At 74.1% G+C, this 21,894-nt stretch carries 23 protein-coding genes and 1 pseudogene; 13 read left to right on the top strand and 11 right to left on the bottom strand.

The features are described 5' to 3' along the window. Positions 1–56: 56 nt before the first annotated feature. Positions 57–635: a carboxymuconolactone decarboxylase family protein gene (locus tag QSK03_RS07655; RefSeq protein WP_285649986.1), complete on the bottom strand. Its 579-nt coding sequence runs from the start codon at positions 633–635 to the stop codon at positions 57–59. Positions 636–733: 98 nt separating this feature from the next. On the opposite strand from QSK03_RS07655, the gene QSK03_RS07650 reads away from it, so the two are divergent. Continuing rightward, a complete protein-coding gene (locus QSK03_RS07650; protein ID WP_285649984.1) occupies positions 734–1,177 on the top strand; it encodes an SRPBCC family protein in 444 nt (147 codons plus the stop codon). Between the two features lie 73 nt (positions 1,178–1,250). Here QSK03_RS07650 and QSK03_RS07645 read toward each other — a convergent pair whose 3' ends face one another. Continuing rightward, on the bottom strand, positions 1,251–2,561 hold the full coding sequence (locus tag QSK03_RS07645; protein WP_285649983.1) for an acyl-CoA dehydrogenase family protein: 1,311 nt from the start codon (positions 2,559–2,561) through the stop codon (positions 1,251–1,253). Positions 2,562–2,842: 281 nt separating this feature from the next. Between QSK03_RS07645 and QSK03_RS07640 the strand changes: the two genes are divergently transcribed. The 3 genes from QSK03_RS07640 to QSK03_RS07630 are packed head-to-tail and all read left to right on the top strand — an operon-like array spanning position 2,843 to position 6,017. Beyond that, entirely contained in the window at positions 2,843–3,286 is a 444-nt protein-coding gene (locus tag QSK03_RS07640; RefSeq protein WP_285649981.1) for an RrF2 family transcriptional regulator, read from the top strand. A 43-nt stretch (positions 3,287–3,329) separates the two neighbouring features. Next, positions 3,330–4,634: an acyl-CoA dehydrogenase family protein gene (locus QSK03_RS07635; RefSeq protein ID WP_285649979.1), complete on the top strand. Its 1,305-nt coding sequence runs from the start codon at positions 3,330–3,332 to the stop codon at positions 4,632–4,634. Between the two features lie 3 nt (positions 4,635–4,637). Then, positions 4,638–6,017: a DNA-binding protein gene (locus QSK03_RS07630; protein ID WP_285649977.1), complete on the top strand. Its 1,380-nt coding sequence runs from the start codon at positions 4,638–4,640 to the stop codon at positions 6,015–6,017. A gap of 6 nt (positions 6,018–6,023) precedes the next feature. Here QSK03_RS07630 and QSK03_RS07625 read toward each other — a convergent pair whose 3' ends face one another. After that, positions 6,024–6,992 (bottom strand): Lrp/AsnC family transcriptional regulator, encoded by a 969-nt coding sequence (locus tag QSK03_RS07625; protein ID WP_285649975.1) that lies wholly within the window; start codon positions 6,990–6,992, stop codon positions 6,024–6,026. A gap of 121 nt (positions 6,993–7,113) precedes the next feature. Here QSK03_RS07625 and QSK03_RS07620 point away from each other — a divergent pair, with 121 nt between their 5' ends. The 3 genes from QSK03_RS07620 (at position 7,114) to QSK03_RS07610 (ending at position 10,799) form a co-directional block, all read left to right on the top strand. Continuing rightward, positions 7,114–8,652 carry a DHA2 family efflux MFS transporter permease subunit gene (locus QSK03_RS07620; RefSeq protein WP_285649973.1) on the top strand — a complete coding sequence of 513 codons (1,539 nt, stop codon included), beginning with the start codon at positions 7,114–7,116 and terminating at the stop codon, positions 8,650–8,652. A gap of 125 nt (positions 8,653–8,777) precedes the next feature. Beyond that, on the top strand, positions 8,778–9,743 hold the full coding sequence (locus QSK03_RS07615; protein WP_285649971.1) for an ornithine cyclodeaminase family protein: 966 nt from the start codon (positions 8,778–8,780) through the stop codon (positions 9,741–9,743). Positions 9,744–9,764: 21 nt separating this feature from the next. Further along, a complete protein-coding gene (locus QSK03_RS07610; protein ID WP_285649969.1) occupies positions 9,765–10,799 on the top strand; it encodes a ketopantoate reductase family protein in 1,035 nt (344 codons plus the stop codon). A gap of 4 nt (positions 10,800–10,803) precedes the next feature. Here QSK03_RS07610 and QSK03_RS07605 read toward each other — a convergent pair whose 3' ends face one another. Then, positions 10,804–11,235 (bottom strand): nitroreductase family deazaflavin-dependent oxidoreductase, encoded by a 432-nt coding sequence (locus QSK03_RS07605; RefSeq protein WP_285649968.1) that lies wholly within the window; start codon positions 11,233–11,235, stop codon positions 10,804–10,806. Between the two features lie 329 nt (positions 11,236–11,564). Between QSK03_RS07605 and QSK03_RS07600 the strand changes: the two genes are divergently transcribed. After that, a complete protein-coding gene (locus QSK03_RS07600) occupies positions 11,565–12,320 on the top strand; it encodes a hypothetical protein (protein WP_285649965.1) in 756 nt (251 codons plus the stop codon). Here the strand turns inward: QSK03_RS07600 and QSK03_RS07595 are convergent. The 3 genes from QSK03_RS07595 to QSK03_RS07585 form a co-directional block, all read right to left on the bottom strand. Next, positions 12,301–13,419, bottom strand: a complete 1,119-nt coding sequence (locus tag QSK03_RS07595; protein ID WP_285649962.1) for a hypothetical protein — start codon at positions 13,417–13,419, stop codon at positions 12,301–12,303. The genes QSK03_RS07600 and QSK03_RS07595 overlap by 20 nt on opposite strands. Before the next feature lies 1 nt (position 13,420). After that, positions 13,421–15,001: a fatty acyl-CoA synthetase gene (locus QSK03_RS07590; RefSeq protein ID WP_285649960.1), complete on the bottom strand. Its 1,581-nt coding sequence runs from the start codon at positions 14,999–15,001 to the stop codon at positions 13,421–13,423. Between the two features lie 70 nt (positions 15,002–15,071). Then, positions 15,072–16,631: a class I adenylate-forming enzyme family protein gene (locus tag QSK03_RS07585; RefSeq protein WP_285649958.1), complete on the bottom strand. Its 1,560-nt coding sequence runs from the start codon at positions 16,629–16,631 to the stop codon at positions 15,072–15,074. A gap of 140 nt (positions 16,632–16,771) precedes the next feature. On the opposite strand from QSK03_RS07585, the gene QSK03_RS07580 reads away from it, so the two are divergent. Both QSK03_RS07580 and QSK03_RS07575 read left to right on the top strand, forming a co-directional pair. Next, the gene (locus tag QSK03_RS07580; RefSeq protein ID WP_285649956.1) at positions 16,772–17,764 is read left to right on the top strand and encodes an LLM class flavin-dependent oxidoreductase; all 993 of its coding nucleotides are present in this window, start codon (positions 16,772–16,774) and stop codon (positions 17,762–17,764) included. 140 nt (positions 17,765–17,904) lie between these two features. Continuing rightward, positions 17,905–18,591, top strand: coding sequence for a GH25 family lysozyme (locus tag QSK03_RS07575; RefSeq protein WP_285649954.1), 687 nt, complete (start codon positions 17,905–17,907; stop codon positions 18,589–18,591). A gap of 6 nt (positions 18,592–18,597) precedes the next feature. Here the strand turns inward: QSK03_RS07575 and QSK03_RS07570 are convergent, their stop codons facing one another. Together QSK03_RS07570 and QSK03_RS07565 are read right to left on the bottom strand one after the other, a co-directional pair. Then, positions 18,598–18,915 carry a hypothetical protein gene (locus tag QSK03_RS07570; RefSeq protein WP_285649952.1) on the bottom strand — a complete coding sequence of 106 codons (318 nt, stop codon included), beginning with the start codon at positions 18,913–18,915 and terminating at the stop codon, positions 18,598–18,600. A gap of 60 nt (positions 18,916–18,975) precedes the next feature. Then, positions 18,976–19,488 carry a cupin domain-containing protein gene (locus QSK03_RS07565; RefSeq protein WP_285649950.1) on the bottom strand — a complete coding sequence of 171 codons (513 nt, stop codon included), beginning with the start codon at positions 19,486–19,488 and terminating at the stop codon, positions 18,976–18,978. Between the two features lie 116 nt (positions 19,489–19,604). On the opposite strand from QSK03_RS07565, the pseudogene QSK03_RS07560 reads away from it, so the two are divergent. The 3 genes and pseudogenes from QSK03_RS07560 to QSK03_RS07550 all read left to right on the top strand — a co-directional run. Then, positions 19,605–19,823: pseudogene (locus QSK03_RS07560) on the top strand (TetR family transcriptional regulator); the annotation flags it as partial. Positions 19,824–19,868: 45 nt separating this feature from the next. Beyond that, the gene (locus QSK03_RS07555; protein ID WP_285649948.1) at positions 19,869–20,288 is read left to right on the top strand and encodes a hypothetical protein; all 420 of its coding nucleotides are present in this window, start codon (positions 19,869–19,871) and stop codon (positions 20,286–20,288) included. Further along, positions 20,285–20,608 carry a rhodanese-like domain-containing protein gene (locus QSK03_RS07550; protein WP_285649946.1) on the top strand — a complete coding sequence of 108 codons (324 nt, stop codon included), beginning with the start codon at positions 20,285–20,287 and terminating at the stop codon, positions 20,606–20,608. Before QSK03_RS07555 ends, QSK03_RS07550 begins: the two co-directional genes overlap by 4 nt. Positions 20,609–20,638: 30 nt before the next feature. On the opposite strand, the gene QSK03_RS07545 is transcribed toward QSK03_RS07550, so the two are convergent. Together QSK03_RS07545 and QSK03_RS07540 are read right to left on the bottom strand one after the other, a co-directional pair. Continuing rightward, the gene (locus tag QSK03_RS07545) at positions 20,639–21,427 is read right to left on the bottom strand and encodes a DedA family protein (protein ID WP_285649945.1); all 789 of its coding nucleotides are present in this window, start codon (positions 21,425–21,427) and stop codon (positions 20,639–20,641) included. A 43-nt stretch (positions 21,428–21,470) separates the two neighbouring features. Continuing rightward, positions 21,471–21,884 carry a sigma-70 family RNA polymerase sigma factor family protein gene (locus tag QSK03_RS07540; RefSeq protein WP_285650097.1) on the bottom strand — a complete coding sequence of 138 codons (414 nt, stop codon included), beginning with the start codon at positions 21,882–21,884 and terminating at the stop codon, positions 21,471–21,473. Positions 21,885–21,894 lie beyond the last annotated feature (10 nt).

Raw genomic sequence — 21,894 nt, 5'->3', positions numbered from 1 at the left:
GAAGATGACTGCGCCGATCGGAGTCTCTGTCCGAAATACGACTCGCCGCGGCTACATCAGGTAGCCGATCCCGTGCGCGCCGGCGCCAGGGGCACCGCGCAGGAGGCCGAGAAGCCCTGCGACTCGACGCCCATGGCGACGTTGCTGCGCGTGGTGAGGTTGGCGTAGCCGATCACCGCCGTCAGCTCCGTCATCCCGGCCGGGCCGAGGGCGTCGAGCAGCCGCGCGGCCAGCGCGTCGGTCACCGTCGGGGGCGTGTCGGTCATCGCCTCGGCGTACTCCAGGACGTCCCGCTCGAGCGGTGTGAACACGTCCGCCTCGCGCCACCGCGGCACCTGGCTCGCCACGGCGAGGTCGAGGTGCTCGTTCTGCGCCTGGAAGTAGCCGAGGTCGAGGCACCAGCTGCACCCGACCTTGGCGGCCACCGCCATGTGCGCGTACGTCTTGAGGCCGGCCTCGACGGCGTCCCAGCTCTGGACCTTGCGGCCGAACCCCATGCTCGCCAGGAGCACCTTGCGGTGGTGCCACCCGACCTCGGCGGGTTCGGCGACCTGCCCGAACATCCGCCTGCTGACGAGCTTGACCACCGCTCCGGTGACCCCGGTGAGCTCCTTCTTGGGGACGCGTGGCGTCATGGTGTCCTCCCGTGCGTCTCGTTCCGTCACCGACAGGACGCGACGCACGGCAGGAACGTGACAGCCGCCCAGAACCCCGCGACCGAGGAGGCCGCACCGTGCCGCAGGTGACCGCGACGACGCACCGCACCATCGGGGCCCCGCCCGAGGACGTCCTGGCCGCGATCTCGGACTACCGCGAGGTCCGGCCCGCCGTCCTTACGGAGCACTACCGCGACTACCGCGTCGAGGAGGGCGGCCGGGGCGCCGGCACCGTCGCGCACTGGATCCTCCAGGCGACCTCGAAGCGGAAGCGCGACCAGACCGTCGACGTCACGGTCGACGGGCACGCGCTGGTCGAGCGCGACCGCAACTCGAGCATGGTGACGACGTGGACGGTCGAGCCCGCCGGCGGCGGGACGACCGTCGCCGTCGACACCCGCTGGAACGGCGCCGCCGGTGTCGGCGGGTTCTTCGAGCGCCTCTTCGCGCCGAAGGGCCTGCAGCGCATCCACGACGGGGTGCTGGCGAACCTGGAGGCGCGCCTCACCGGGGGCGCCTGACGCGGTGATGCGCCTACTGGCTGGTATCACTCGCACAGCGAGGGATACCAGCCAGTAGGCCCGGGCCGCGGGGTCAGCCGACGACCGTGTCGATCGCCTCGTGGTGCTTCTCGAACTTCACGTAGTCGTCCTCCATGATCGCCCGCGGGTTGAACAACGGGTCGGCGAGGATGCCGTGGACGCGGCGGCGCTGCATGCCCATGTTGCCGCCGTCGTAGATCGGCAGGACGGCCGCCTCGCGGAGGATCTTCCCGAAGCCGTGCTTCGTCTCGAGGCTGTTGACGCCCACGATCTGCAGGCACTTGTAGACGCAGTCGAACATCATCTCGGTGACCTGGATCTTGTTCATCGCACCGACGAGCTCGGCGTGCTGGTCGTGCTTGTCCAGGTAGTCCGCGGCGCGCCAGGAGAAGTACCGGCCCATCTCGATCTTCGCCGCGACGTCGCCGAGCACGTAGCCGACGTTCTGGAAGCCGATGATCGGCCGGAGCGCGCCGGCGGTGTTGCCGCGGGCGAACTCCAGCGCCATCTCGTAGGCCGCGCGGGCCATGCCGACCGCGGCGATCGCCGCCACCGGGCCGGACCACGCGAAGTTGCGGTTGATGACGAGGTCGCCGTTGCCCTCGGCGCCGGGCAGCAGGTTCGCCGCCGGGATGCGCGCGTTGTCGAAGTGGATCTCGGCGTTCGACGCGAGGCGGTGCCCGACCTTGTCGAGGTGCTGGTAGGTGACGCCGGGCGTGTCGCGCTCGAGGACCAGCGCCGAGAGGCCCTCGGTGCCGCCCTTCTCCGAGTCGGTGCGCACGATGAGGGTCCCGGCGTTGACGCCGCGCTCGTCCCAGCCCGCCGAGGACGGCCAGTACTTGCGGCCGTTGACGACGAACTCGTCGCCGTCGCGCACGGCGGTGAGCCCGACGCCCGCGGGGCGCGGCAGCGGGATGTCGAAGTTCGCGGTGCCCGACGGGTGGCCCGGCGGCTCGCTGGCGGTCCACCCGCCGAGGTACTCGCCGGTGGGGTCGGACGTCGCGGCCCGCAGGAAGCGTTCCTTCTGCTCCTCGGACCCGTACCAGGCCACCGGCATGAGCCCGAGCCCGTTGCAGAGCACGGTGCACGCGAAGCCCGGGTCGACGACGCAGATCTCCTCGGCCGCGATCACCAGGTCGACGCACGACACGCCGCCGCCGCCGTACGCGGCGGGGAGCATGCACATGGCGATGCCGGCCTTGTAGGACTCGATGTACGCGGGCTTGGTCATCCGGAAGCCCTGGAGCGGGTCGGGCTCGGCGTCGGCCGCGGCCACCACGGGCTTGAGGACGTTCTCGGCGAACGCCCGGACCTCGTACTGCAGCTTCTTCTGCTCGTCCGACATCGTGAAGTTGACGGTCATGGGTCCTCCTCGCAGTGCGGTGCCCGCCACGGCCACGGAGCGGGATGAGAGGTACGCGCCGTGCGGGAATCGGCCCGGCACCCGACGCGACGTCGACGAGCGTGGAGCGGCGCGCGCCGCGGGCGGAAGGACGGCGGCACGGACGGCACGACATCGGTCACGAGCGGCGCGGCGCGGCACGAACGGCTTCCGGACCCGTCGGTAGCGAATTAGCATCCGCGATACCGATTTGCGGCGAGAGAAGCTCACCATGGTCGCGGCCCGAGCGAGACGAGCAGGTCATGAAGCACACGAGCCACGCCGACTTCGCGCTGCGGGTGCTGCTCTACCTCCGGGTGGCGCCGGGGCGGCGGGGGTCGGTCGCGGCCATGGCCGAGTCGCACGCCGTGTCGCGGCACCACCTCGTGAAGGTGGTCCAGGGGCTCGCCGGCGCCGGCATCGTCGAGACCTCGCGGGGTCGCGGCGGCGGGGTGCGGCTGGTGCGCGACCCCGGGTCGATCACGGTGGGCGAGGTGATGCGGGCGATGGAGTCCGACTTCGCGGTCGTCGAGTGCCTGGGGCCGGCGCGGTTCTGCCGGGTCGCGGGCGTCTGCGGCGCCCGCAGCGTCTTCTCGCGCGCGCTGGACGCGTACTTCGCGGTGCTCGACGAGGCCTCCCTCGAGGACATCGCAGCGAACGATCTCGGGCTCAAGGGAGCGCTCGGACTGGTGGCCGGCGGGCCGTAGCCGTTCCGGCCGCCCGCGGGCCGGACGCCCGGGAGGACACGACGTGCCCATCGACTTCGACCTGACCGCCGAGCAGCGCAAGACCAAGGACGTCGCCCGCGAGTTCGCGCGCGAGGTGCTGCGCCCCGTCGCCGACCGCGCCGACGCGCTCCCGGACCCGCAGGACGCGTTCCGCGCGATGCGGCCCGTCTACGAGCAGGCCGCCGCGCTCGGCTTCACGAGCATGTTCCTGCCGGCCGAGTACGGCGGGGGCGGGGCCTCGACCGTCGACTTCCTCGTCGCCATCGAGGAGCTCTGCGCCGTCGACCCCGGCTTCCCGACGGTGCTGCTGGTCAACGGGCTCGCCCTCATGCCCCTGCTGCGCTACGGCACCGACGCCCAGCGCGAACGGTGGATCCCTCGCGCGGCCACGGACGTCCGCGGCGACTTCCTCGCCGGCTGGGTCGTCAGCGAGCGCGGCGGCACCGCGAACTTCGACCACCCGAGCCCGCAGGCGGGCATCCAGCTCGTCGCCGACCACGACCGGGCCCGCGGCGAGTACGTCCTGCACGGCGAGAAGCACTGGCCGTGCAACGCGGGCGGCTGGGATCTCGAGGGTGCCGACGTGAACCTCTGCGTGGTGCGCACCGACCGCCGCGCGGGCGGCAAGGAGGCGTTGTCGGCGATCCTCGTCGAGCGCGGCACGCCCGGCGTCTCGTACACCGTGATCGACAAGATGGCCCACCGGACGTGCCAGAACGTCACGATGACCTTCCGCGGCGCCCGTGTGCCCGAGGAGAACCTCCTCGCCCCCGGCGACGGCGACCTGCTCGTCAACCGGAACTTCACCTGGTCGGCCCCGATCGCGGCGATCGCCGCGGTGGCCGTCGCGCGGGCGGCGTACGACTTCGCGCTGAAGTGGGCCAGGACCTACACCGGCGGCGGCGCGGGCCCGATCATCCAGCACCAGGCCGTGGGGCACCTGCTCAGCGAGGTCGCCGCCAAGATCGAGGCCGGGCGCTACCTCTGCTGGAAGGCCGCCCACCACCTCGACGCGAGCGGCGGGGAGGGCCACGCGCTCGGCGCCATGAGCAAGACCTTCTGCGGCGACCTCATGCAGGGCGTCGTCTTCGACTGCATGCGGATCGTCGGTGTCAACGCTCTCGACCGGAAGTTCCCGATGGCGCGGTACTACCGCGAGTCGATGGTCTTCCCCCTCTACGACGCCGGGAACCTCGCGATGCAGCGGCGCCGGGCGTGGGGCGTGATGGCCGACCCGGCGTTCTCGCCGGACACCTTCGTCGACGGCGACCCGATGGTCTTCACCAAGTCGATGGAGGGCTACGGCGTCATCTCGGAGATCGGCTGAGACGTGGACGCCCCCGCCCGCTCCTTCGACCGCGCCTTCGCACGCACCTACGCCGCGTGGGAGCGCTTCGCCGCCGGCGACGGTGACGCCTCCGACGTGCCGCCCGCCATCGCGATGTCCTGGTACCGCTGCCGCGACGTCTACCGGATCGACCCGACCCGCGCCCGACCCGCGCCCGCGCCCGATGCCGCCGACCCCGCCGATCCCGCCGGCCGCCCGGTGCACGGCGGCGTGCTCGCGCGGCTCGGTGCGCTCGGGGCCGCGCTCGCGAGCCGGACCGGCAACCGCGTCGCCACCGTCACCGACGGCCACGGGACGGTCCTCGCGACCTGGGGCGACGGGCCGACGCGTCGCCGGGCCCCGGACGCCGGGCTCGACCCGGCCCTGGCCTGGTCCGAGCCGGTCGCCGGCACCAACGGCGTCGGGACGTCGCTCGTGGCGCGCCGGGTCTGCTCGGTGCGGGGCCCGGAGCACTGGAGCACCGCGCTGCACGAGTGGAGCTGCACCGGCGTCGCGTTCGCCGACCCGGTCACCGGCGCCCCGCTCGCCACGCTCACCCTGGCGAGCTGGCGGGAGATGGTGCCGATCCGGCCCGTCGACCTCCTCGTCGCGACCGCGCCCGTCGCGGCCCTGCTGCAGGGCACCGCCGCCCACCACGGTCGCCGGATCGCGACGGCCTTCGCCGAGCTCGAGCGGCGCACGACCGGACCGCTGCTCGCCCTCGACCTGGCCGGCCGCGTCGTCGCGGCCAACACTGCGGCCCGGCGCCGCGGCGCGGTGCCTGGCGAGTACGCGACCGGGCGCACCCCCGGGCCCCGCGACATCCACAGCCTCGGGCACGTCGCCCCCGACGTCCGCGAGAGGGTCCGGGACGACCCGGGCTGGCGCGGCACGGTCTCGCTGCGCTCCGCCGTCACCGACGAGGACGAGACCTTCCGCGTCATCCCCGTCGTCGCCGGCGCCGACCCGATCGCCTTCCTCGCGTGCACCGACGCCCGCGCCGGGTGCGGCGAGCCCCTCGACCGCGTCCCCGCGCCGCGTCGCGGCGGCCGCCCGCAGCGCGTCCCCGCCGTCGGCCCGGGCGGGCAGATCGTCGTCCTGAACCCGCGGGAGATCCGCTCGGCACGCGCCGACGGGCACGCCGTCTGGTTCGCGACCGACCACGGGCCGCGGCGGGCGACGCGCCGGGGCATCGACCTGGTCGAGCGGGACCTGGCCGGGGCGGGCTTCCTGCGCGTGCACCGCAGCCACCTCGTCAACGTCGCGCGGATCCGCGACGTCGCCCGCGACGGCGACCGGCTCGTGATCAGCACCGCGCCGGAGGAACGGATCCCGGTGTCCCGGCGCCACGTGCCGGCGGTGCGGAGGGCGCTGGGGATCTGAGGGTGCTCAGCGCACCGGGTAGTGCGTCCCCGCCGCCTTGACGGTCCGGATCACCGGCGCCGTCTCGACGCTCTGGACGCCGGGCAGGGTCGCGACGCGCGTGGTCAGGTACCGGTACAGCCCGGCGGCCCCGGTGGTCGCGACGCTGGCGTAGATGTTGGCCTTCCCCGCGATCGCGGCGGCGAACGGCACCTCCGGGTGGGCCGCGAGCGCCCGTCCGGCCGCGTCGAGGTCCGCCGGGGCGACGGCCAGCCAGAGCATGGTGCGCAGCGGCAGGTCCATGACCTCCGGGTCCACGTCGACGTCGAGGTAGAGCAGCCCGCTGCCTCGCAGGTCGTGCAGCCGCCGGCGCACGGTCGACGCCGACGTCCCGCACGTCCGCGCCAGGTCCTCCACCGGGGCGCGGCCGTCGGCCCGGAGCAGGTCGAGCAGGTGCCGGTCGACGTCGTCGAGCCGCGGTGCCGGCACCGCGGCCGGGAGGTGCTCGGAGAGCCGCGCGACCTGCTCGTCGTCCAGCGCGCCCAGCTTGGTGAACGGCTCGCGGGCGCCGCCGTAGAAGACGTGCAGGACCTCGTGGGCGCTGACGTCGAGGATGCGCGGCGTCCGCGGCAGGCGGTGCAGCAGCATCTCGTCGGCGGTGGCGCTGCGCCCGCGCAGGGAGCACGCGATCTCGGTGCCGCCCGCGATGAGTCCGATCCAGGACGTGTCCGGGCGGCGTGCCAGGGCCTCGGCGATCTCGACGCACGCGTCGGGCGCGCAGCGCAGCCGCACGTGCCACTGCTCGTCGCCGACGACCGTGGGGTCGCTGAACCCGACGATCCTCAGCGTCCGGGCCGTGCGCAGGCGCGCGTAGCGGCGCGCGACGGTCTGGTCGGACACGCCGAGGACCTCGGCGACGCGGCGGAACGGCGCCCGCCCGTCGACCTGGAGCGCGTGCACGAGGGCCCGGTCGAGGTCGTCGAATTCCACCGCCACGAGGGCCTCCGAAGTCGAGAGCCGCCGGGAACGGCCGGGAACGTCGTCCGTCACCGCAGCGGATGTCGACGATGGTCGCAGTGACGACGTCCGGTCGTCGAGCCTCCCCGAGGAGAAGCACATGCGTCCGTGGTGGCCGCTGGTGGCGATCTGCCTGGGCACCTTCATGCTCCTGGTCGACGTGACGATCGTGAACGTCGCCCTTCCACCGATCGCCGCGTCGCTCGGCACCTCGTTCTCGTCCCTGCAGTGGGTGATCGACGGGTACGCGCTGGCGCTGGCCGCGCTGCTCATGATCACCGGTACCGTCGCCGACCGCTGCGGCCGCCGCCGGCTCTACCTCGCCGGCCTCGGGGTGTTCGCGGTGTCCTCGCTGGCCTGCGGCCTGGCGCCGTCCGCCGGCGCCCTCGTCGCCGCGCGCGTCGCGCAGGGCTGCGGCGGCGCCGCCATGTTCGCGACGACCGCGGCGCTGATCGCCGCGACGTACCACGGCCCGCGGCGCGGAACCGCCTTCGGCCTCTGGGGCGCGGTCAACGGCCTCGCCGCCGCCTGCGGACCGCTGCTGGGCGGCCTGCTCACCGAGGCGTGGGGCTGGCGGGCGATCTTCCTCGTGAACCTCCCGGTCGCGGTGGTGGCGGTCGCCCTGACCCTCGCCGTCGTCACCGAGTCGTCGTCGGGCGGCACGGGGCGGCTGGACGTCGCCGGCGCGACGAGCTTCACCCTCGCCTCGGGCACCCTCGTGTGGGGCCTGGTCTCGGCCGGCGAGCGGGGCTGGGGCGCGACGCCGACCGTCGTCGCCCTGGCGCTCGCGGCGGTCGCCCTCGCGGTGTTCGTCGTCGTCGAGCACCGCAGCGACGCCCCGATGCTCGACCTCGCGCTGTTCGCGAACCGGTCGTTCACCGCGCTCATGGTCGCCGCCGCCGTGCTCTCGGCGTCCGCCTTCGCGCACCTCGCGCTCGTGTCGCTGTGGCTGCAGTCGGTGCTGGGTCTGAGCCCGATCCGCGCCGGCCTGGTCGCGCTGCCGCTGTCGCTCGCGTCGTTCACCGTCTCGGCGGTCGCCGGGCGCTTCCTGCACTCCGGCTCCCCCGCCCGCCCCGTCGCCGGTGGCCTGGCGCTCATCGGGACCGGGGCGCTGCTCATGACCGTGGTCGGCGCCGGCTCCGCGCCATGGATCCTCGTCCCCGGCCTGGTCGTGGCCGGCCTCGGGGTCGGTCTCGCCACCCCGGTGTTCGTCTCGGCCACCCTCGCCGTCCTACCGCCGTGGCGGGCGGGCGTCGGCAGTGCGGCGGTCAACACGTTCCGCCAGCTCGGCCTCGCCGTCGGCCTCGCGGTGCTCGGGACCGTGTTCACGGGACGGATCGCGTCCACGCTCACGAGCGGCGGCGTCCCCGACGCCGACGGGCTGGCGACGGTGCTGGCGGGCGGCGGCGCGCCGGGCGTGCTCGCCGGCCACCCGACGCTCGGACCCGTGGTCGGCGCGGCGTTCCCGGCGGGCCTGGACACGGTCTTCACCGTCGCCGGCGTCGCCGCGCTCGCCGCGGCCGTCCTCGTCGCCGTGCTCGTGCGGCCGTCGGCGGGACCTGACCGGGACGCTGCGGAATCCGGAGCATCGCCGTCCGCGGCGTCGCCGGCGGGACGTCCGGCGCCGGTGCGGGGCTGACCCGGCCCGTGATCGCTCCGGGTGCTCCTCTGACCCGATGTCATGGGGCTCCAGGAGCACCGGGAGCGATCATGCGCGTGACCCCGGTGCTTGACCCCCCGACACCCGCGCCCGACCATCGGCCGGTGCGGGTGCTCGACAGCGGGACGGTCGCGGAGTTGCTCGATCCGGACGCCCTCCTGTCGGCCGTGGCCACGGCGATGGTCGATCTCAGCCACGGCCGCGCCTCGCTCCCGCCGCGCATCGCCGCGCGGGTCGAGGGCGCGGGGCTGCTCGCGACGATGCCCGCCTACAGCCCGACCGCCGGGGTGCTCGCGGCCAAGCTCCTGACGGTCTACCTCGGCAACGCCGCCGCCGGGCACCCGGTGCACCAGGCGGCGATCGCGGTGTTCGATCCGCCGACCGGCCGGCTGCGCGCCCTCGTGGCGGGCGACCTCCTGACCGCCGCCCGCACCGCCGCGTGCTCGGCGCTGTCCGTCCGCCACCTCGCGCGACCGGACGCCCGCGTCCTGGCCGTGCTCGGTACCGGGCCCCAGGCCCGCGAGCACGCGCGCTACGCGGCCCGGGTGCATCCCTTCGGCGAGGTGCTCGTCGCGGGCCGCGACCCGGACAAGGCGGCCGCGCTCGCCCGGGAGCTCGACCTGCCCGCCCGACCCACCACGCTGGCGGAGGCGGTCGCGGCGGCCGACGTCGTCTGCGCGGCGACCAGCACCGTCGCGCCGATCCTGCGCGACGGCGAGGTCCGGCCCGGGACCCACATCGCCTCGGTCGGCTACATCCCGGACGGGCGGGAGGTCGACGCCGCCGTGCTCCGCGAAGCCCTCCTGGCGGTGGAGCACCGCGCCACGACCCTGGCGCCGTTCCCGACGGGCTCCAACGACCTCGCCGAGCTCCTCGAGCGCGACGAGATCGCCCGGGAGGACGTCGTCGAGATCGGCGAGCTCGTCGCCGGTGACCACCCGGGCCGCTCGGACGCCGAGAGGATCACCGTGTTCAAGTCGGTCGGTGTCGCCGTGCAGGACGCGGCCGCCGCCGCGGCGGTCCTCGCGGCGGCGGAACGGGCCGGCGCCGGGACCGACGTCGCCCTGTGAGGAGCTGCGTAGGGTTCGGGGGTGACACGATACGTCTTCGTCGGCGCCGGGGCGGTCGGCAGTGCGCTCGGCGGTCTGCTGGCCGGAGCGGGCCGCGACGTGCTGCTCGTCGCCCGCGGCGAGCACGCCCGCGCGATGACCGAGCGCGGCGTGACCCTGCGGTGCCCCGACACCACCGTGACCGTGCCCGTGCCCGTCGTGACCGCTCCGGAGCAGGCCCGGCTCCACGTCGACGACGTGCTCGTCCTGACCACCAAGACCCACCAGGCCGAGCAGGCGATCGACGCGTGGACGGACGTCCCGGTGCACGGGGACGACGGCGCCGTGACGGGCCGCGCCGCCGACGTCCTGCCGGTGCTCACGGCCCTCAACGGCGTGGCGAGCGAGGAGATCGCGCTGCGCTACGCCGAGCGCGTCGTCGCGGTCTGCGTCTGGTTCCCGGTCGTGATGATCGAGCCCGGCGAGGTGCTCGTCCGGACCGCCCCGCAGCGCGGCGTCTTCCACGTCGGCCGGTACGGCGTCTCCCCCGATCCGGCCGGCGACGCCACGGTCCTCGACGCCCTCGAGCGCGACTGGACGCCGGCCGGACTGCTGGTCAAGCGCCCGGACGCGGTGATGCCGTGGAAGTACCGCAAGCTGCTGACCAACCTCGGCAACGCGTTGCAGGCCCTGCTCGGCGACGCCTCGGGCGCCGCGGACATCCAGCGGGCGGCCGAGGCCGAGGCCCGCGCGGTCCTCGACGCGGCGGGCATCGCGGTCACGCCCGACGACGAGGCGTGGCCCGGCTGGGAGCCGGACCGCGTCGCGATCCGCCCCGTCCCCGACGAGCCGCCCGTGATGGGCGGTTCCAGCTGGCAGTCGCTCGTGCGCGGCACCGGCACCATCGAGACCGACTTCCTCAACGGCGAGATCGTGCTGATCGCGCGCCGTCTCGGGCGCGCGGCGCCCGTCAACGCCGGGCTCACGAGGCTCGCCCGCCGCGCCGCCCGCGAGGGACGGGCGCCGGGTTCGGCGGACCCCGACGAGCTCCGGGCGCAGCTCGTGGGGACGGCGTGACCCGTCAGCGCGGGTCGAGCACGAAGACGGGGATCTGCCGGTCGGTCTTCGTCTGGTACTCCGCGTAGGACGGGAACGCCGCGACCGCGCGGTCCCACCACTGCGCGCGCTCGTCGCCGGAGACCTCGCGGGCACGGTAGGCCCGCGTCGTCTCGCCGTCCTGGAGCTGGATCTCCGGGTGCGCCCGCAGGTTCTCGTACCAGACCGGGTGCTCGGGCGCGCCGCCCTTGGACGCGACGACCGCGTAGCTGCCGTCGTGCTCCACGCGCATCACCGGCGTGTAGCGGAGCTTGCCGGACCTCGCGCCCCGCAACGTCATCAGCACGATCGGCGCGCCGCGGACCTCGACGCCCGTGGTCGTGCCCGTCTCCAGGATCTTCTGCGTCTGGCCCCGCACCCAGTCGGTCGGGCTCAGCTCGGCCTTCTCATCCGTCACGCCCGGACAACCCCGCTCCAGTCCGGTCGCATTCCGGCTCGTCCCGCGGGCGGAGCGAGCTACCGACCGAACGGCCCCTCCTTCCGGGCGATCGGCCGCTCTTCGGTCCCGGGGCGTCTGGAGATCGCCGAGCCGGGAAGTCGATCGCCATGGGAGCCGACGACACCGTCAAGAACCGTTCGCAGCAGGTGAAGGGGAAGGCGAAGGAGGTCACCGGCAAGGCCACCAAGAACAAGAAGCTCGAGTACAGCGGCAAGAAGGACATGGCCGCGGGTGAGATCAAGGAGCGCACCTCGTAGCGGGCCGCTCCCCTCCGGCACCATGGGCGCATGGTGGCGGGGGCGCAGCGGACGAAGGCCGTGCTGCGGCTGCCGTGCCTCGGTCCCGAACCGATGGGGCTGGACCGGGCGCTCGACGCCGTCGTGGGGTACGCGCGGGCGACGCGCTGGCTGCGGTTCCGGTCCCCCGGCAGCCCGGAGGGCCGGTGGGCGCAGGTCCCGGCGTTCGGCTGGACGCGGTTCGACGCCCGCCCGGCCAGCACGGGCCTCGACGCGGACGTCCTGCTCGGCGAGGGCCTGCACGGGCGCCTCGACCGCGCCGGGTGGCACGACGTCCACGACACCCTCGACCGCACGGCGCCGCTCGTCGACGCCCTCGTCGCCCGCGCCGACGGCAGCCCGCTCTGGGCGCAGGACGACGACGAGCTCTCGGTGCTCGGCGAGCCCGGGACGATCGGCGCGCTGCTGCGCCAGGTCGGACACGAGTCCGGGCCGCACGCCGCCCACGTGCTCGCGGCGCTGCACCACCGTCATCCCGCGCTCGTGCCGCACCTGACCCGCACCACCCGCCGCACGCTGCTCCCCCACCTCGAGGAGGGCGACAGCGGCGTCGAGGCGGTGGTGCGGCGCGACCTGCGGGCCAACGACGACGCCTTCGCCGAGCTCGAGGCCGCGGTGGCGACCGCGATCGGCGACGCGCGCCCCACCCGGCTGCGCCTGCACGACGTGCTGCTCTGGCTGTCGACGACGCTGCGGCTGGCGCACGCCGAGGGCGAGGGGCGCCGGTTCAGGGACCCGGGTCGATGAAGCGGGTCCGGTAGCGGTCCGCGAGCACGAGCAGCGCGAGCTCCGCGACGACGGCCACGACCACCAGCTCGGCGTCGAGGTAGCCGAGCGCCACGTTGACCCCGGCCAGGGCCACCAGCAGGCCGACCCGGCAGAGCCGGATGCCCACGTGGTCGCGGCGCAGGACCAGCGCGACGGCCGCCACGAGCAGGAGCACGCCGACGACCGCCTCGCCGGCCGAGGCGACGACGAGCATCGCGGGCCGCGAGCCCCGCGGGACCACCTGGTCGTCGAGGACGATCGCGACGTCGGGGTCGCTGCTCCACAGGGCCAGCAGGACGACGAGCCCGACCAGCGAGACGAGCCCGAGCGCGATCGCACCGAGGATCACGACGACCCGGTGCGCCCAGCGCGGGAGCAGGACCGCCTCGGCGCGCCGGAGCCCGGCCACGACGGGCCGGCCGCGCTGCCGCGGCTCCTCGACGGGCGTCGCCTCGACGACGGGGCGCAGCGCGGTGGCGTAGGCGACGAGGTCCGGCCGCGCGGTGTCCGTCTCGAGCGCGACGAGGTCGCGGAGCAGGGCCGCCCGGTCGTCCGGGCGCAGCGGGCCGTCGGCGAGGTAGCGCGACCGGACCGCGACGGAGAACGCGAGCGCCCGCGGCCGGTCGAGCCGGGCCCGCCGCGCGAGGACCGCGAGGCCGAGCACACCCAGGAACACCGCGTAGATGATCGGGGCGGCGAGCGGGGTGAAGTAGTCGTTGCGGGCGGTGATGAACTTGCCGACCTCGTCGACGAAGAGCCCCGAGCCGACACCCACGCAGACCGCGGTCGCCGTCGGCACCCACCGGTTGCTGTAGAGCAGCGCGACCAGCCCGCCGACCAGGAGCAGCAGCCCGCCCCAGAGGGCGTGGGCCAGGTGGTACTCCCCGCCGCCGATCTGCGGGTAGCCCGTGAGCGCCAGGTAGAGCCGGGTGACGACGACGGTGACGCCGAACGCCACGGCCACCAGCCGCACGTTGCGGGCGGCGTCGTCGCGCGGCACCGGCCCGCGCCGGGCACGCACGGCCACCGTCGGCGGCCGGTCGTCCTCACGGTCCGGCACGGGCGCCGTCGTGGTCATCTCATCCGTCCTGCGCGAGCCCGGCCCAGGTGTCCCGCAGCTCGCGCTTGAGGATCTTGCCACTCGGGTTCTTCGGCAGCTCGTCGACGAGGACGACGTACTTGGGCGCCTTGAACCCGGCCAGCCGCCCGCGGGCGTGCGCGACGATCTCGGAGGCCTCGGCCCGCTCCCCGTCGCGCAGGACCACCGCGGCGGCGACCGCCTCGATCCACTCGGGGTGCTTGACGCCGAACACCGCGACCTCGCTGACCGCGGCGTGGGTGTAGATGGCGTCCTCGACCTCGCGGCTGGCGACGTTCTCACCGCCGGTGATGATGATGTCCTTCTTGCGGTCGACGATCGTGAGGTAGCCGTCGGCGTCCATCACCCCGAGGTCGCCGCTGTGGAACCAGCCGTCCTTGAACACCTCGGCCGTCGCGTCCGGCTTGCCCCAGTAGCCGCGCATGGCGTGCGGGGTCCGGTGCACGATCTCGCCGACCTGGCCCACCGGCACCGGCCGGTCCTCGTCGTCGTGCAGCCGCGTCTCGACGTTGAGGCTCGGGCGCCCGGCCGTCCCCGCCTTCGTGATCTGCTCCTCCGGGAACAGCACCGTCGCGTTGGGCGCGAGCTCGGTCTGCCCGTAGTAGTTGAACAGCCGGATGTCGGGCAGCCGCCGGCCCAGCTCCTCCAGCACGGCGACGGGCATGATCGCCGCCCCGTAGTAGCCCTTGCGCAGCGAGGACAGGTCGTGGGTGTCGAACGCCGGCGAGCGCAGCAGCCGGATCCACACCGTGGGCGGGCAGAACATCTTCGTGATCCGCTCGGCCTCGACGGTGGCCAGGATCGTCTCCGGGTCCGCGCTGTCGACCACGACGCTCGTGGCGCCCAGGTAGACGTCGGGCGTGAGGAAGTCGTGCAGAGCGGCGCAGTGGTACAGCGGCAGCGCGTGCAGCTCGACGTCGTCGCGGTGGTACTCGCCGTCGACGATGTCGCTGACGTACTGCGCGATGAGGTTGCGACTGGTCATGATCGCGCCCTTGGGCGCCGAGGTGGTGCCGCTCGTGTAGAGCAGCTGCACCGGGTCGTCGTCGCCGATCGCGACGTCCGGCTCGCTCGCGTCGTCGTGCGCCAGCAGCTCGTCGAACGACGTCCACCCGTCGCGCGCGCCCACCGTGACCCGCAGGTCCACGGGCACGTCGGCCGCCTCGAAGGTCTCGACCAGGGCGTCCTCCACGATCGCGGCCGTGGCGCCGCTGTCGTCCAGGACGTAGCGGGCCTCCGAGGGCACGAAGTTGAAGTTCACCGGCACCGAGATCGCGCCGAGCCGCGCGAGGGCGAAGTAGGCGACGACGAAGGCGTAGGAGTTGTGCGAGTGGATCGCGACGCGCTGGTTCCGGACGACGCCCCGCGCCGTCAGCGCGTTCGCCACGCGGTTCGCCTCGGTGTCGAGCTCCGCGAACGTCCTGCGCGTCCCGCGGTGCACCACCGCCGTCTTCCCCGGGTACTTGATCGCGGTGCGCGCCAGCAGCGAGCCGATCGACTGGCGCCGCGCCCGCGCGACGTCCGCGGTGTACGGCGGGAGATACCGGTCGAGATCGTCCATCCGCTGCTCCTCACCGTGGTCGGGGGATCATCAGACCGCCGGGCGGGCCCGGTCGGCAAGCACCCGCGGCTCAGCCGACCGCGTCCGTCCCGATCTTGAACCGGCGCACCTTGCCGACGCTGGTGCGCGGGAGGCTCTCGATGTGGTGCCACTCGCGGGGGCGTGCCGACGGCGCGAGCCGCTCGGCGGCCCAGGCCGCCAGGTCGTCGAGTGCGGGTGGGTCGGCCGGGTCGTGGGGGACGACGTACGCGACGGGCACGTGGTCGCGGACCTCGTCGTCCCTCGCCAGGACGGCGACCTCGAAGATGCCCGGGGCCTGGGCGAGGATCGCCTCGACCTCGGTCAGGCTGACGTTCTCGCCGGCGACCTTGATGACGTCGTCGACCCGCCCGACGAAGCGCAGCGCCCCGCCCCCGGTGTCCACGGCGAGGTCGCCGGTGCGGAACCAGGTCACGCCCTGCTCGTCGGTGGTGAAGGAGCGCTCGGTGACCGCCGGGTCGTCGAGGTACTCGCGGAACAGGTCGACGCCCCGCTCCCCCGCCAGCGTGATCACCCCCGGCGTCCCGGAGCCGGCCTCCTCGCCCGTGGCCGGGTCGACGAGGCGCACCGCGCGCCCGGCGATGGGCTCGCCGATGAGGTCGGGGGCGGGCGGCTCGCTGCGGTCCGCGGTGACGATCGCGGTCGTCTCGGTCATGCCGTAGAGCTGGCGCGGCAGGACGCCGGTGAGCTCGCCGAACCGGCGGTGGTGCTCGGGCCCCAGGTTCTGCGCGAACCAGGTGTGCCGCAGCCGGCAGGTGGTGCCCTCGGGGGTACGCGCGAGGATCATCCGGACCGGGGCGGCGAAGAGGCTGGCGTGGGACGCCCCGAGCTCGGTCGCCTGCTCGACCCACCGGCTCGCCGAGAACGCCGCGGTCAGGGCGACCGAGGCGCCGACCGCGATCGCGGAGGCGAAGCAGTAGAACTGGGCGTTCGCATGGAACAGCGGCAGCGTCACCAGCCACCGGTCGTCCGCCTCGAGGCCCGCCGCGGCCGCCATGGCCTCGGCGACGTAGCGGTAGTTGGCCTGGGTGAGCACCACGCCCTTGGGCTGCGAGGTCGTGCCCGACGTGAACATCACGGCCAGGCGGGCTTCCGGCGCGACGGGGTCCTCGTCGACGGTCCGGCCGTCGCCGGCCCGCAGCCGCCCGCCCGCCCGGACGTCGACGGCGGTCTCCTCGAGCGCGAGGACCCGCACCCTCGAGCCCTCGGCACCGGCGCGGTACGTGTCGGCGCGCGCGGCGGCGTGGAAGCCGACCTTCGGCGAGACGCGGGCCAGCTGGGTCTCGATGTCGCGGCTGCTCGACGCCGGGTCGACGGGCACCATCCAGGCGCCCAGCTCGGCGCAGGCCAGCCACAGCGCGATGAACCCCGGGCAGTTGCGCAGGCACAGGTGCACGGCGTCGCCCTCGACCACACCGTGGGCGATCAGCAGCGCCATCGTGTCGCGCACGACGCGGTCGAACTCGTCGTAGGTCCACGTGTCGACCCGGCCGTCCTCGCCGCGGAACACGAGGAAGGGGCGGCGGCCGTGTCGCGCGACCGCGTCCTGCCAGAGGTGGGCGAAGGTCCCGGGCGTGCCGGTCGTGGTCACCGAAGGATCATGCCGGTCGCCGTCCTGCCCGGGCCAGGGGTCGGTTGCGCACGACGCTTGCGTCGGATCGACGGGTGCGGCAGCGTCCTCACAGCGGAATGTGATCCGCCTAACACGCCCGGCGAGGAGGCCGTAGCCTGATGAAGCTCGCTCTGTACCTGCCGAACTTCCGCACCGAGGTGACGATCAAGGAGCTGGAGGATCTCACCGATCTCGCCGAGGAGCTCGAGTTCGACTCGGTGTGGACGCTGGACCGCATCGTCGTGCCGGAGGCGTCCGACAACGAGCAGCTCCAGCACACCTTCGGCATGATGGAGGGTCTCCCCCACGCCCTGCCGGTCGCCGCCCGCGGGCAGTGGTTCCAGGGCTACCCGCTGCTCCCGTGGCTCGCCGCGCGGACCTCGAGGATCCGCATCGGCCAGAGCATCATCGACACGCCGTTCCGTGCGCCGGGCGTGCTCGCCGCCGAGCTCGCGACCATCGACCACCTCTCGAACGGCCGCCTCAACGTCGGCCTCGGGGCCGGGTGGATGCCCGAGGAGTTCGCCGCCGCGAGCGCGACGGACATCTTCCCGAAGCGGCACAAGCACGTCCGCGAGACGATCGAGGTCCTGCAGGGCGTGTGGGGGAACGACCTCTTCGAGTTCCACGGCGAGTTCGCCGACTTCGACCGGTGCGGCTTCGGCGCGAAGCCGCTCCAGCAGCCCCGCCCGCCGATCTTCATGAGCGGGCTCAAGGACCCGCTGCGCTCGGCGAAGCGCATCACGAAGTACGACCTCGACGGCTGGATCGGCATCCAGGACTCGCCCGAGGGCCTCGGGAAGTGGATCCAGGCCATCGACCAGCAGTTCGAGGAGATCGGCAGCCCGAAGCGGTCGAAGGACCTCGAGATCTGCAGCATGATCTGGACGGTCATCACGGACGCGGAGACCGACCAGACCGACAACGGCGTGCCGTCCAACCTGCTGGTGGGCACCGAGAAGCAGCTCACCGACCGGCTCAAGGCCTACAAGGAAGCCGGGATGACCATGCCGCTGATCTGGCCGCCGTTCACCGACGTGCCGGTGTCGAAGACGCTCGACGACCTCAAGCGGATCAACAACGACATCATGCCGAAGGTCAACGCCGCGTAGGAGACGCGCCGGGAAAGGGGGTCCCATCGCGCCCGGGCGGCGCGGCGGGTCTCCCGTCCCGCACGACCGTGGCGACCCGTCCGGATGACGAGGCCGGGTCGTGTGTGACAGGTGGGACCCGTGTGGTCGATGGTGCCCAGGTGGCATCGGATCGCACCGACTTCCAGAACGACGACTTCTCCTCGGCGTACGACGGGGCGGCGGCCACGGGGATGCTGCACGGCGCGTACCACTTCGCCCTGCCGGACCGCTCGGACGCCGCGACCCAGGCGACCTACCTCCTCGACCACGGCGGGGCCCCGAGCGGGGACGGCCGGACCCTGCCGCCGATGCTCGACATCGAGGACGACCCCTACGGCGACCAGTGCTACGGCATGTCGCCGGAGAACATGGTGGCGTGGATCCGGTCGTTCTCCGACACCGTCGCCGCCCGCACCCACCGCCTGCCCACGATCTACACCAGCCTGCGCTGGTGGAGCGCGTGCACCGGGAACTCCGACGCGCTCGGCGACAACCCGCTGTTCATCGCCCACTACGACGAGGACGTGGGCACCCTGCCGGCCGGCTGGGAGCAGGAGACGTTCTGGCAGTACAGCGACTCCGGGCCCCTGCCCGGCGACCAGGACGTCTTCCACGGCACGCCCGAGCAGCTCCAGGCGCTCGCCGCCGATCCGTCGACGTCGTCTGGGTCCGCGGGCTCCACCTCCTCGAGCACCCCGCCCACGTCGACGTCCACGTCGGCGCCACCGTCCACGCCACCGTCCACCACGAGCACGCCACCCAGCACGACGACGCCCAGCACGACGACGCCGGACTCCCCGGCCTGAGCGGCGTCAGGGCGTCGGCACACCGTCCAGGTCCGGTCTCATCCCGGCGGGCAACGGCAGGCGCAGCCCCGGCGGGGCGTGCCCGTGCCCGGCCCGCATCCGCGCCGCCAGCAACACCGCGGTGACGGCGCCCAGCGCCGCCAGCACGAGTGCCGCCGCGATGGCGGCGACGCCGATCGCGGTGACGGCCGTGGGCGGCACCGGCAGCACGATCAGCACCGGGCTGAGCATCCCGAGCAGTGCCACCGCGGCCGACAGGAACGCGTCGGCCCGGATGACCGCCCGCAGGGTGGCGTCGTACCGGAATCCGGGTGTGCCGTCCATGCTCACAGCACACCCCGGCGAGGTCACGGCGTCGATGACCTCGCAGGTCATGGGACCGGGTCAGGCCTCCTGCGGGGTGAGGGGCGGACCCACCACCTGGAGCCCGTACCGCGGACCGGCCTCCATCCAGCGTTCCAGGTCGGCGGGGTTCACCCCGCCGTCCGGCAGACGCCGCTCGGTGGCGGGGCGGCCGACTTCGTCGTAGACGTCGAGCAGTCCCCCGGGCAGTGCGAGTGCCAGGAACCGCGCCGGGGCCGTTCCCGTGATGCGGAACGCGTGGGGCACCCCGGACGGCAGGTAGATGAAGTCGCCCGCACCCATCCGCGTCAGCTCGTCGCCCGCCCGGTAGGTGATCGTGCCGTCGAGCACGAACCACGCCTCCGCCTCCCGGGTGTGCACGTGGAGCGGGCTCGCCTGACCCGGCGGCTGGCTGACGACCGAGGCGGACAGCCGGCCGCCGGTGTCCTCGCCGCCGACCAGGCGCTCGAGCAACATGCCCATCGCCCAGGTGGCGGGGCCGGTTCCGGCGGCGCGGGCGACCACGCGGTCGTCGGCGGTGCTCGTCGTGGGCATCGGACCCCCCTGTGTTGACCCGAACCTCGTTCGGATGAACAGAGGTTGGCGCGGCGCGTTGCTCCTGTCAATCCGTCCGATGTACGTTCGGGTGAAATCGAGGAAGGAGCGAGGCGCTGGCGACCAGCGACGCCCGGGATCGGCGGTCCACCCGGCGCTACCACTCCCCCCGCCGCGAGGAGCAGGCCGCGGCGACCCGCCGTGCCGTCCTCGGGGCCGCCCGCGAGCTGTTCGTCCGCGACGGTTACCGGGCGACCGCGGTCGCCGAGGTCGCCCGCCGGGCCGGCGTCGCGGTCGACACGGTCTACGCCACCGTCGGCCGCAAGCCGGCGCTCCTCCGCGAGGTCCTCGAGAGCGCGATCTCCGGCACCGACCACGCCGTGCCCGCGCTCCAGCGGGACTATGTCGCCCGCGTGCAGACGGCCACCACCGCCCGCGACAAGATCCAGGCCTACGTCGACGGGCTGGTCGCGCTGCAGGTCCGCCTCGCTCCGGTGTACCTCGCCCTGCGCGACGCCGCAGGCGCCGACGCCGACTCCGCGGCGCTCTGGCAGGAGATCAGCGACCGGCGGGCCGCGAACATGCGCCTCTTCGCCGCCGACCTCCGCGGTACGGGCGAGCTGCGCCCCGAGCTCACCGACGACGCCGTCGCCGACATCATCTGGAGCATGAACGGGCCCGAGTACTGGACGCTGCTGGTGCACGGCCGCGGCTGGTCGGCGGCGGCGGTCGGCGAGCACCTGGTCGATGCCTGGCAGCGGATGTTCCTGACGGCGACCCACCTCGAGGAGGACCGATGACCGAGATCGATGCCGCCGAGGCGCGCCGACGTCTCGACGCCGGCGAGGCCGTCCTCGTCGACGTCCGCGAGCCCGACGAGTGGGGCGCCGGCCACGCCCCGGACTCCCTCCACCGGCCGCTCGGCGACCTCGACCCGGCCGAGTTCGGCGACCGATCCGTGATCACGACCTGCCGCGGCGGCGGCCGCGGATCGCGCGCCGCGGCCGCGCTCACCGAGGCGGGCGTCGACGCCGTCAGCCTCGGCGGCGGCCTGCGGGCCTGGGCGGACGACGGCGGGGCGATCGTGCGCGACGACGGGGCGACGGGCTCGCTCGGCTGACGAGGACCCGTGTCCCGGGGACACGGGTCCTCACCCGGAGCCGGCGCCCTCCGGAGCGGGTTCCGGCTCGTCGCCCTCGGGAGCCCGCTGCGGCTCCTTGCTCTCGCGGTGGGCCCGGACGCTCGCCCGGACCGTCACCACGGCGACGAGCGACAGCGTGATCCACAGGGCGTACTGATCGATCAGGAGCACCACGTCGACGCCGCTCTGCCCCACGCCGTAGCCGAGGCCGGCGACGAGCGCGGCACCGACCGCGTCGAGCACCAGGAACGGGACCAGCCGCATCCGGCCCAGCCCGGCCAGGGCGAACACCGCCGGGGCGGGCACCCCCGGCAGGGCCGCCCCGACGACGGCGAGCGCCATCGCCCAGCGCGGCGCCGACCGGATCCGCGCCACGAAGCGCCGCGCGACCTCGCCGGGCGCCCACAGCTCGAGGATCCGCGTGCCCCACCGGCGCCCGGCGAGCCAGAACAGCCAGTCGAACTTGATCATCCCGACGACGCCCGCGACGATCACCAGCCAGAGGTCGCCCTGCCCGATCCTGGCGAAGGCCGCGCCCGAGCCGATCGCGGAGAGGCTGCCGGTCACCGCGCTGAGGGCGACCGGGTGCGACGCCAGCAGGAACGGCCGGAACGGCATCGACGCGACCATCAGGACGACGACACCGAGCGTCGCGAACACCAGGACCTTGTCGCCGCGCGACATCGGGTGGTCCCACGGCATGGCCTTGCGCCACGCCTGCCTCGCCTCCTCGAGCTCCTCCGGCGTGAAGTCCCGGGACCGCCAGCGGAAGCGCTTCAGCTTCTCCGATTCGGACATGCGGCCAGTCGACACCATGCCGCTGCGGCATGGTCAAGACGTCTCAGGGCGTGAGGACGTCCGGGAAGCCGAAGGCCGCGACGAGGGCGGGGTCCCCGAACTCGACGACGCGTGCGACGCCCGCGGCGGTGGGGACGAGGACGACGACCCCGTCCGCGCGGAGCACGTCGTCGGCGCGCCGGCGGTACACCGCGGCGGCGGGGTGGCCGTTGGCGCGGGTCGGGAGCATCCGCCAGCGGCCGGGAGCGCCCAGCACGTAGGTCCCGAGCACGTGGAGGCACGTCCCGCGACCGGACTGCCAGTCGCGGAACGGGGTCGCCTCGAGCGTGGCGTCGGCGCGCAGCACCAGCTCCAGCAGGCGGACGTCCGAGCGCTCGAACGCCGCGACGTACCCGTCGAGCAGCGCGCGGGCGCGCTCGTCGTCGGGGCCGAGCAGGTCCGCGGGATCCGGTGCCACCTCCGCCAGC

This window comes from Actinomycetospora sp. NBRC 106375 (assembly GCF_030269665.1).
GTDB lineage: Bacteria > Actinomycetota > Actinomycetes > Mycobacteriales > Pseudonocardiaceae > Actinomycetospora.
Note: the sequence above shows the minus strand (reverse complement) of the source record. Positions and strands in the feature narration are given on the sequence as shown.

Bases quoted from the DNA above. Each gene is read 5' to 3' on its own strand.
- QSK03_RS07580 (WP_285649956.1), top strand. From the start codon at position 16,772: ATGAAGCTCGCTCTGTACCTGCCGAACTTCCGCACCGAGGTGACGATC.
- QSK03_RS07620 (WP_285649973.1), top strand. From the start codon at position 7,114: ATGCGTCCGTGGTGGCCGCTGGTGGCGATCTGCCTGGGCACCTTCATG.
- QSK03_RS07545 (WP_285649945.1), bottom strand. From the start codon at position 21,427: ATGTCCGAATCGGAGAAGCTGAAGCGCTTCCGCTGGCGGTCCCGGGAC.
- QSK03_RS07550 (WP_285649946.1), top strand. From the start codon at position 20,285: ATGACCGAGATCGATGCCGCCGAGGCGCGCCGACGTCTCGACGCCGGC.
- QSK03_RS07595 (WP_285649962.1), bottom strand. From the start codon at position 13,419: ATGACCACGACGGCGCCCGTGCCGGACCGTGAGGACGACCGGCCGCCG.
- QSK03_RS07640 (WP_285649981.1), top strand. From the start codon at position 2,843: ATGAAGCACACGAGCCACGCCGACTTCGCGCTGCGGGTGCTGCTCTAC.
- QSK03_RS07565 (WP_285649950.1), bottom strand. From the start codon at position 19,488: ATGCCCACGACGAGCACCGCCGACGACCGCGTGGTCGCCCGCGCCGCC.
- QSK03_RS07645 (WP_285649983.1), bottom strand. From the start codon at position 2,561: ATGACCGTCAACTTCACGATGTCGGACGAGCAGAAGAAGCTGCAGTAC.
- QSK03_RS07655 (WP_285649986.1), bottom strand. From the start codon at position 635: ATGACGCCACGCGTCCCCAAGAAGGAGCTCACCGGGGTCACCGGAGCG.
- QSK03_RS07570 (WP_285649952.1), bottom strand. From the start codon at position 18,915: ATGGACGGCACACCCGGATTCCGGTACGACGCCACCCTGCGGGCGGTC.
- QSK03_RS07600 (WP_285649965.1), top strand. From the start codon at position 11,565: ATGGTGGCGGGGGCGCAGCGGACGAAGGCCGTGCTGCGGCTGCCGTGC.
- QSK03_RS07590 (WP_285649960.1), bottom strand. From the start codon at position 15,001: ATGGACGATCTCGACCGGTATCTCCCGCCGTACACCGCGGACGTCGCG.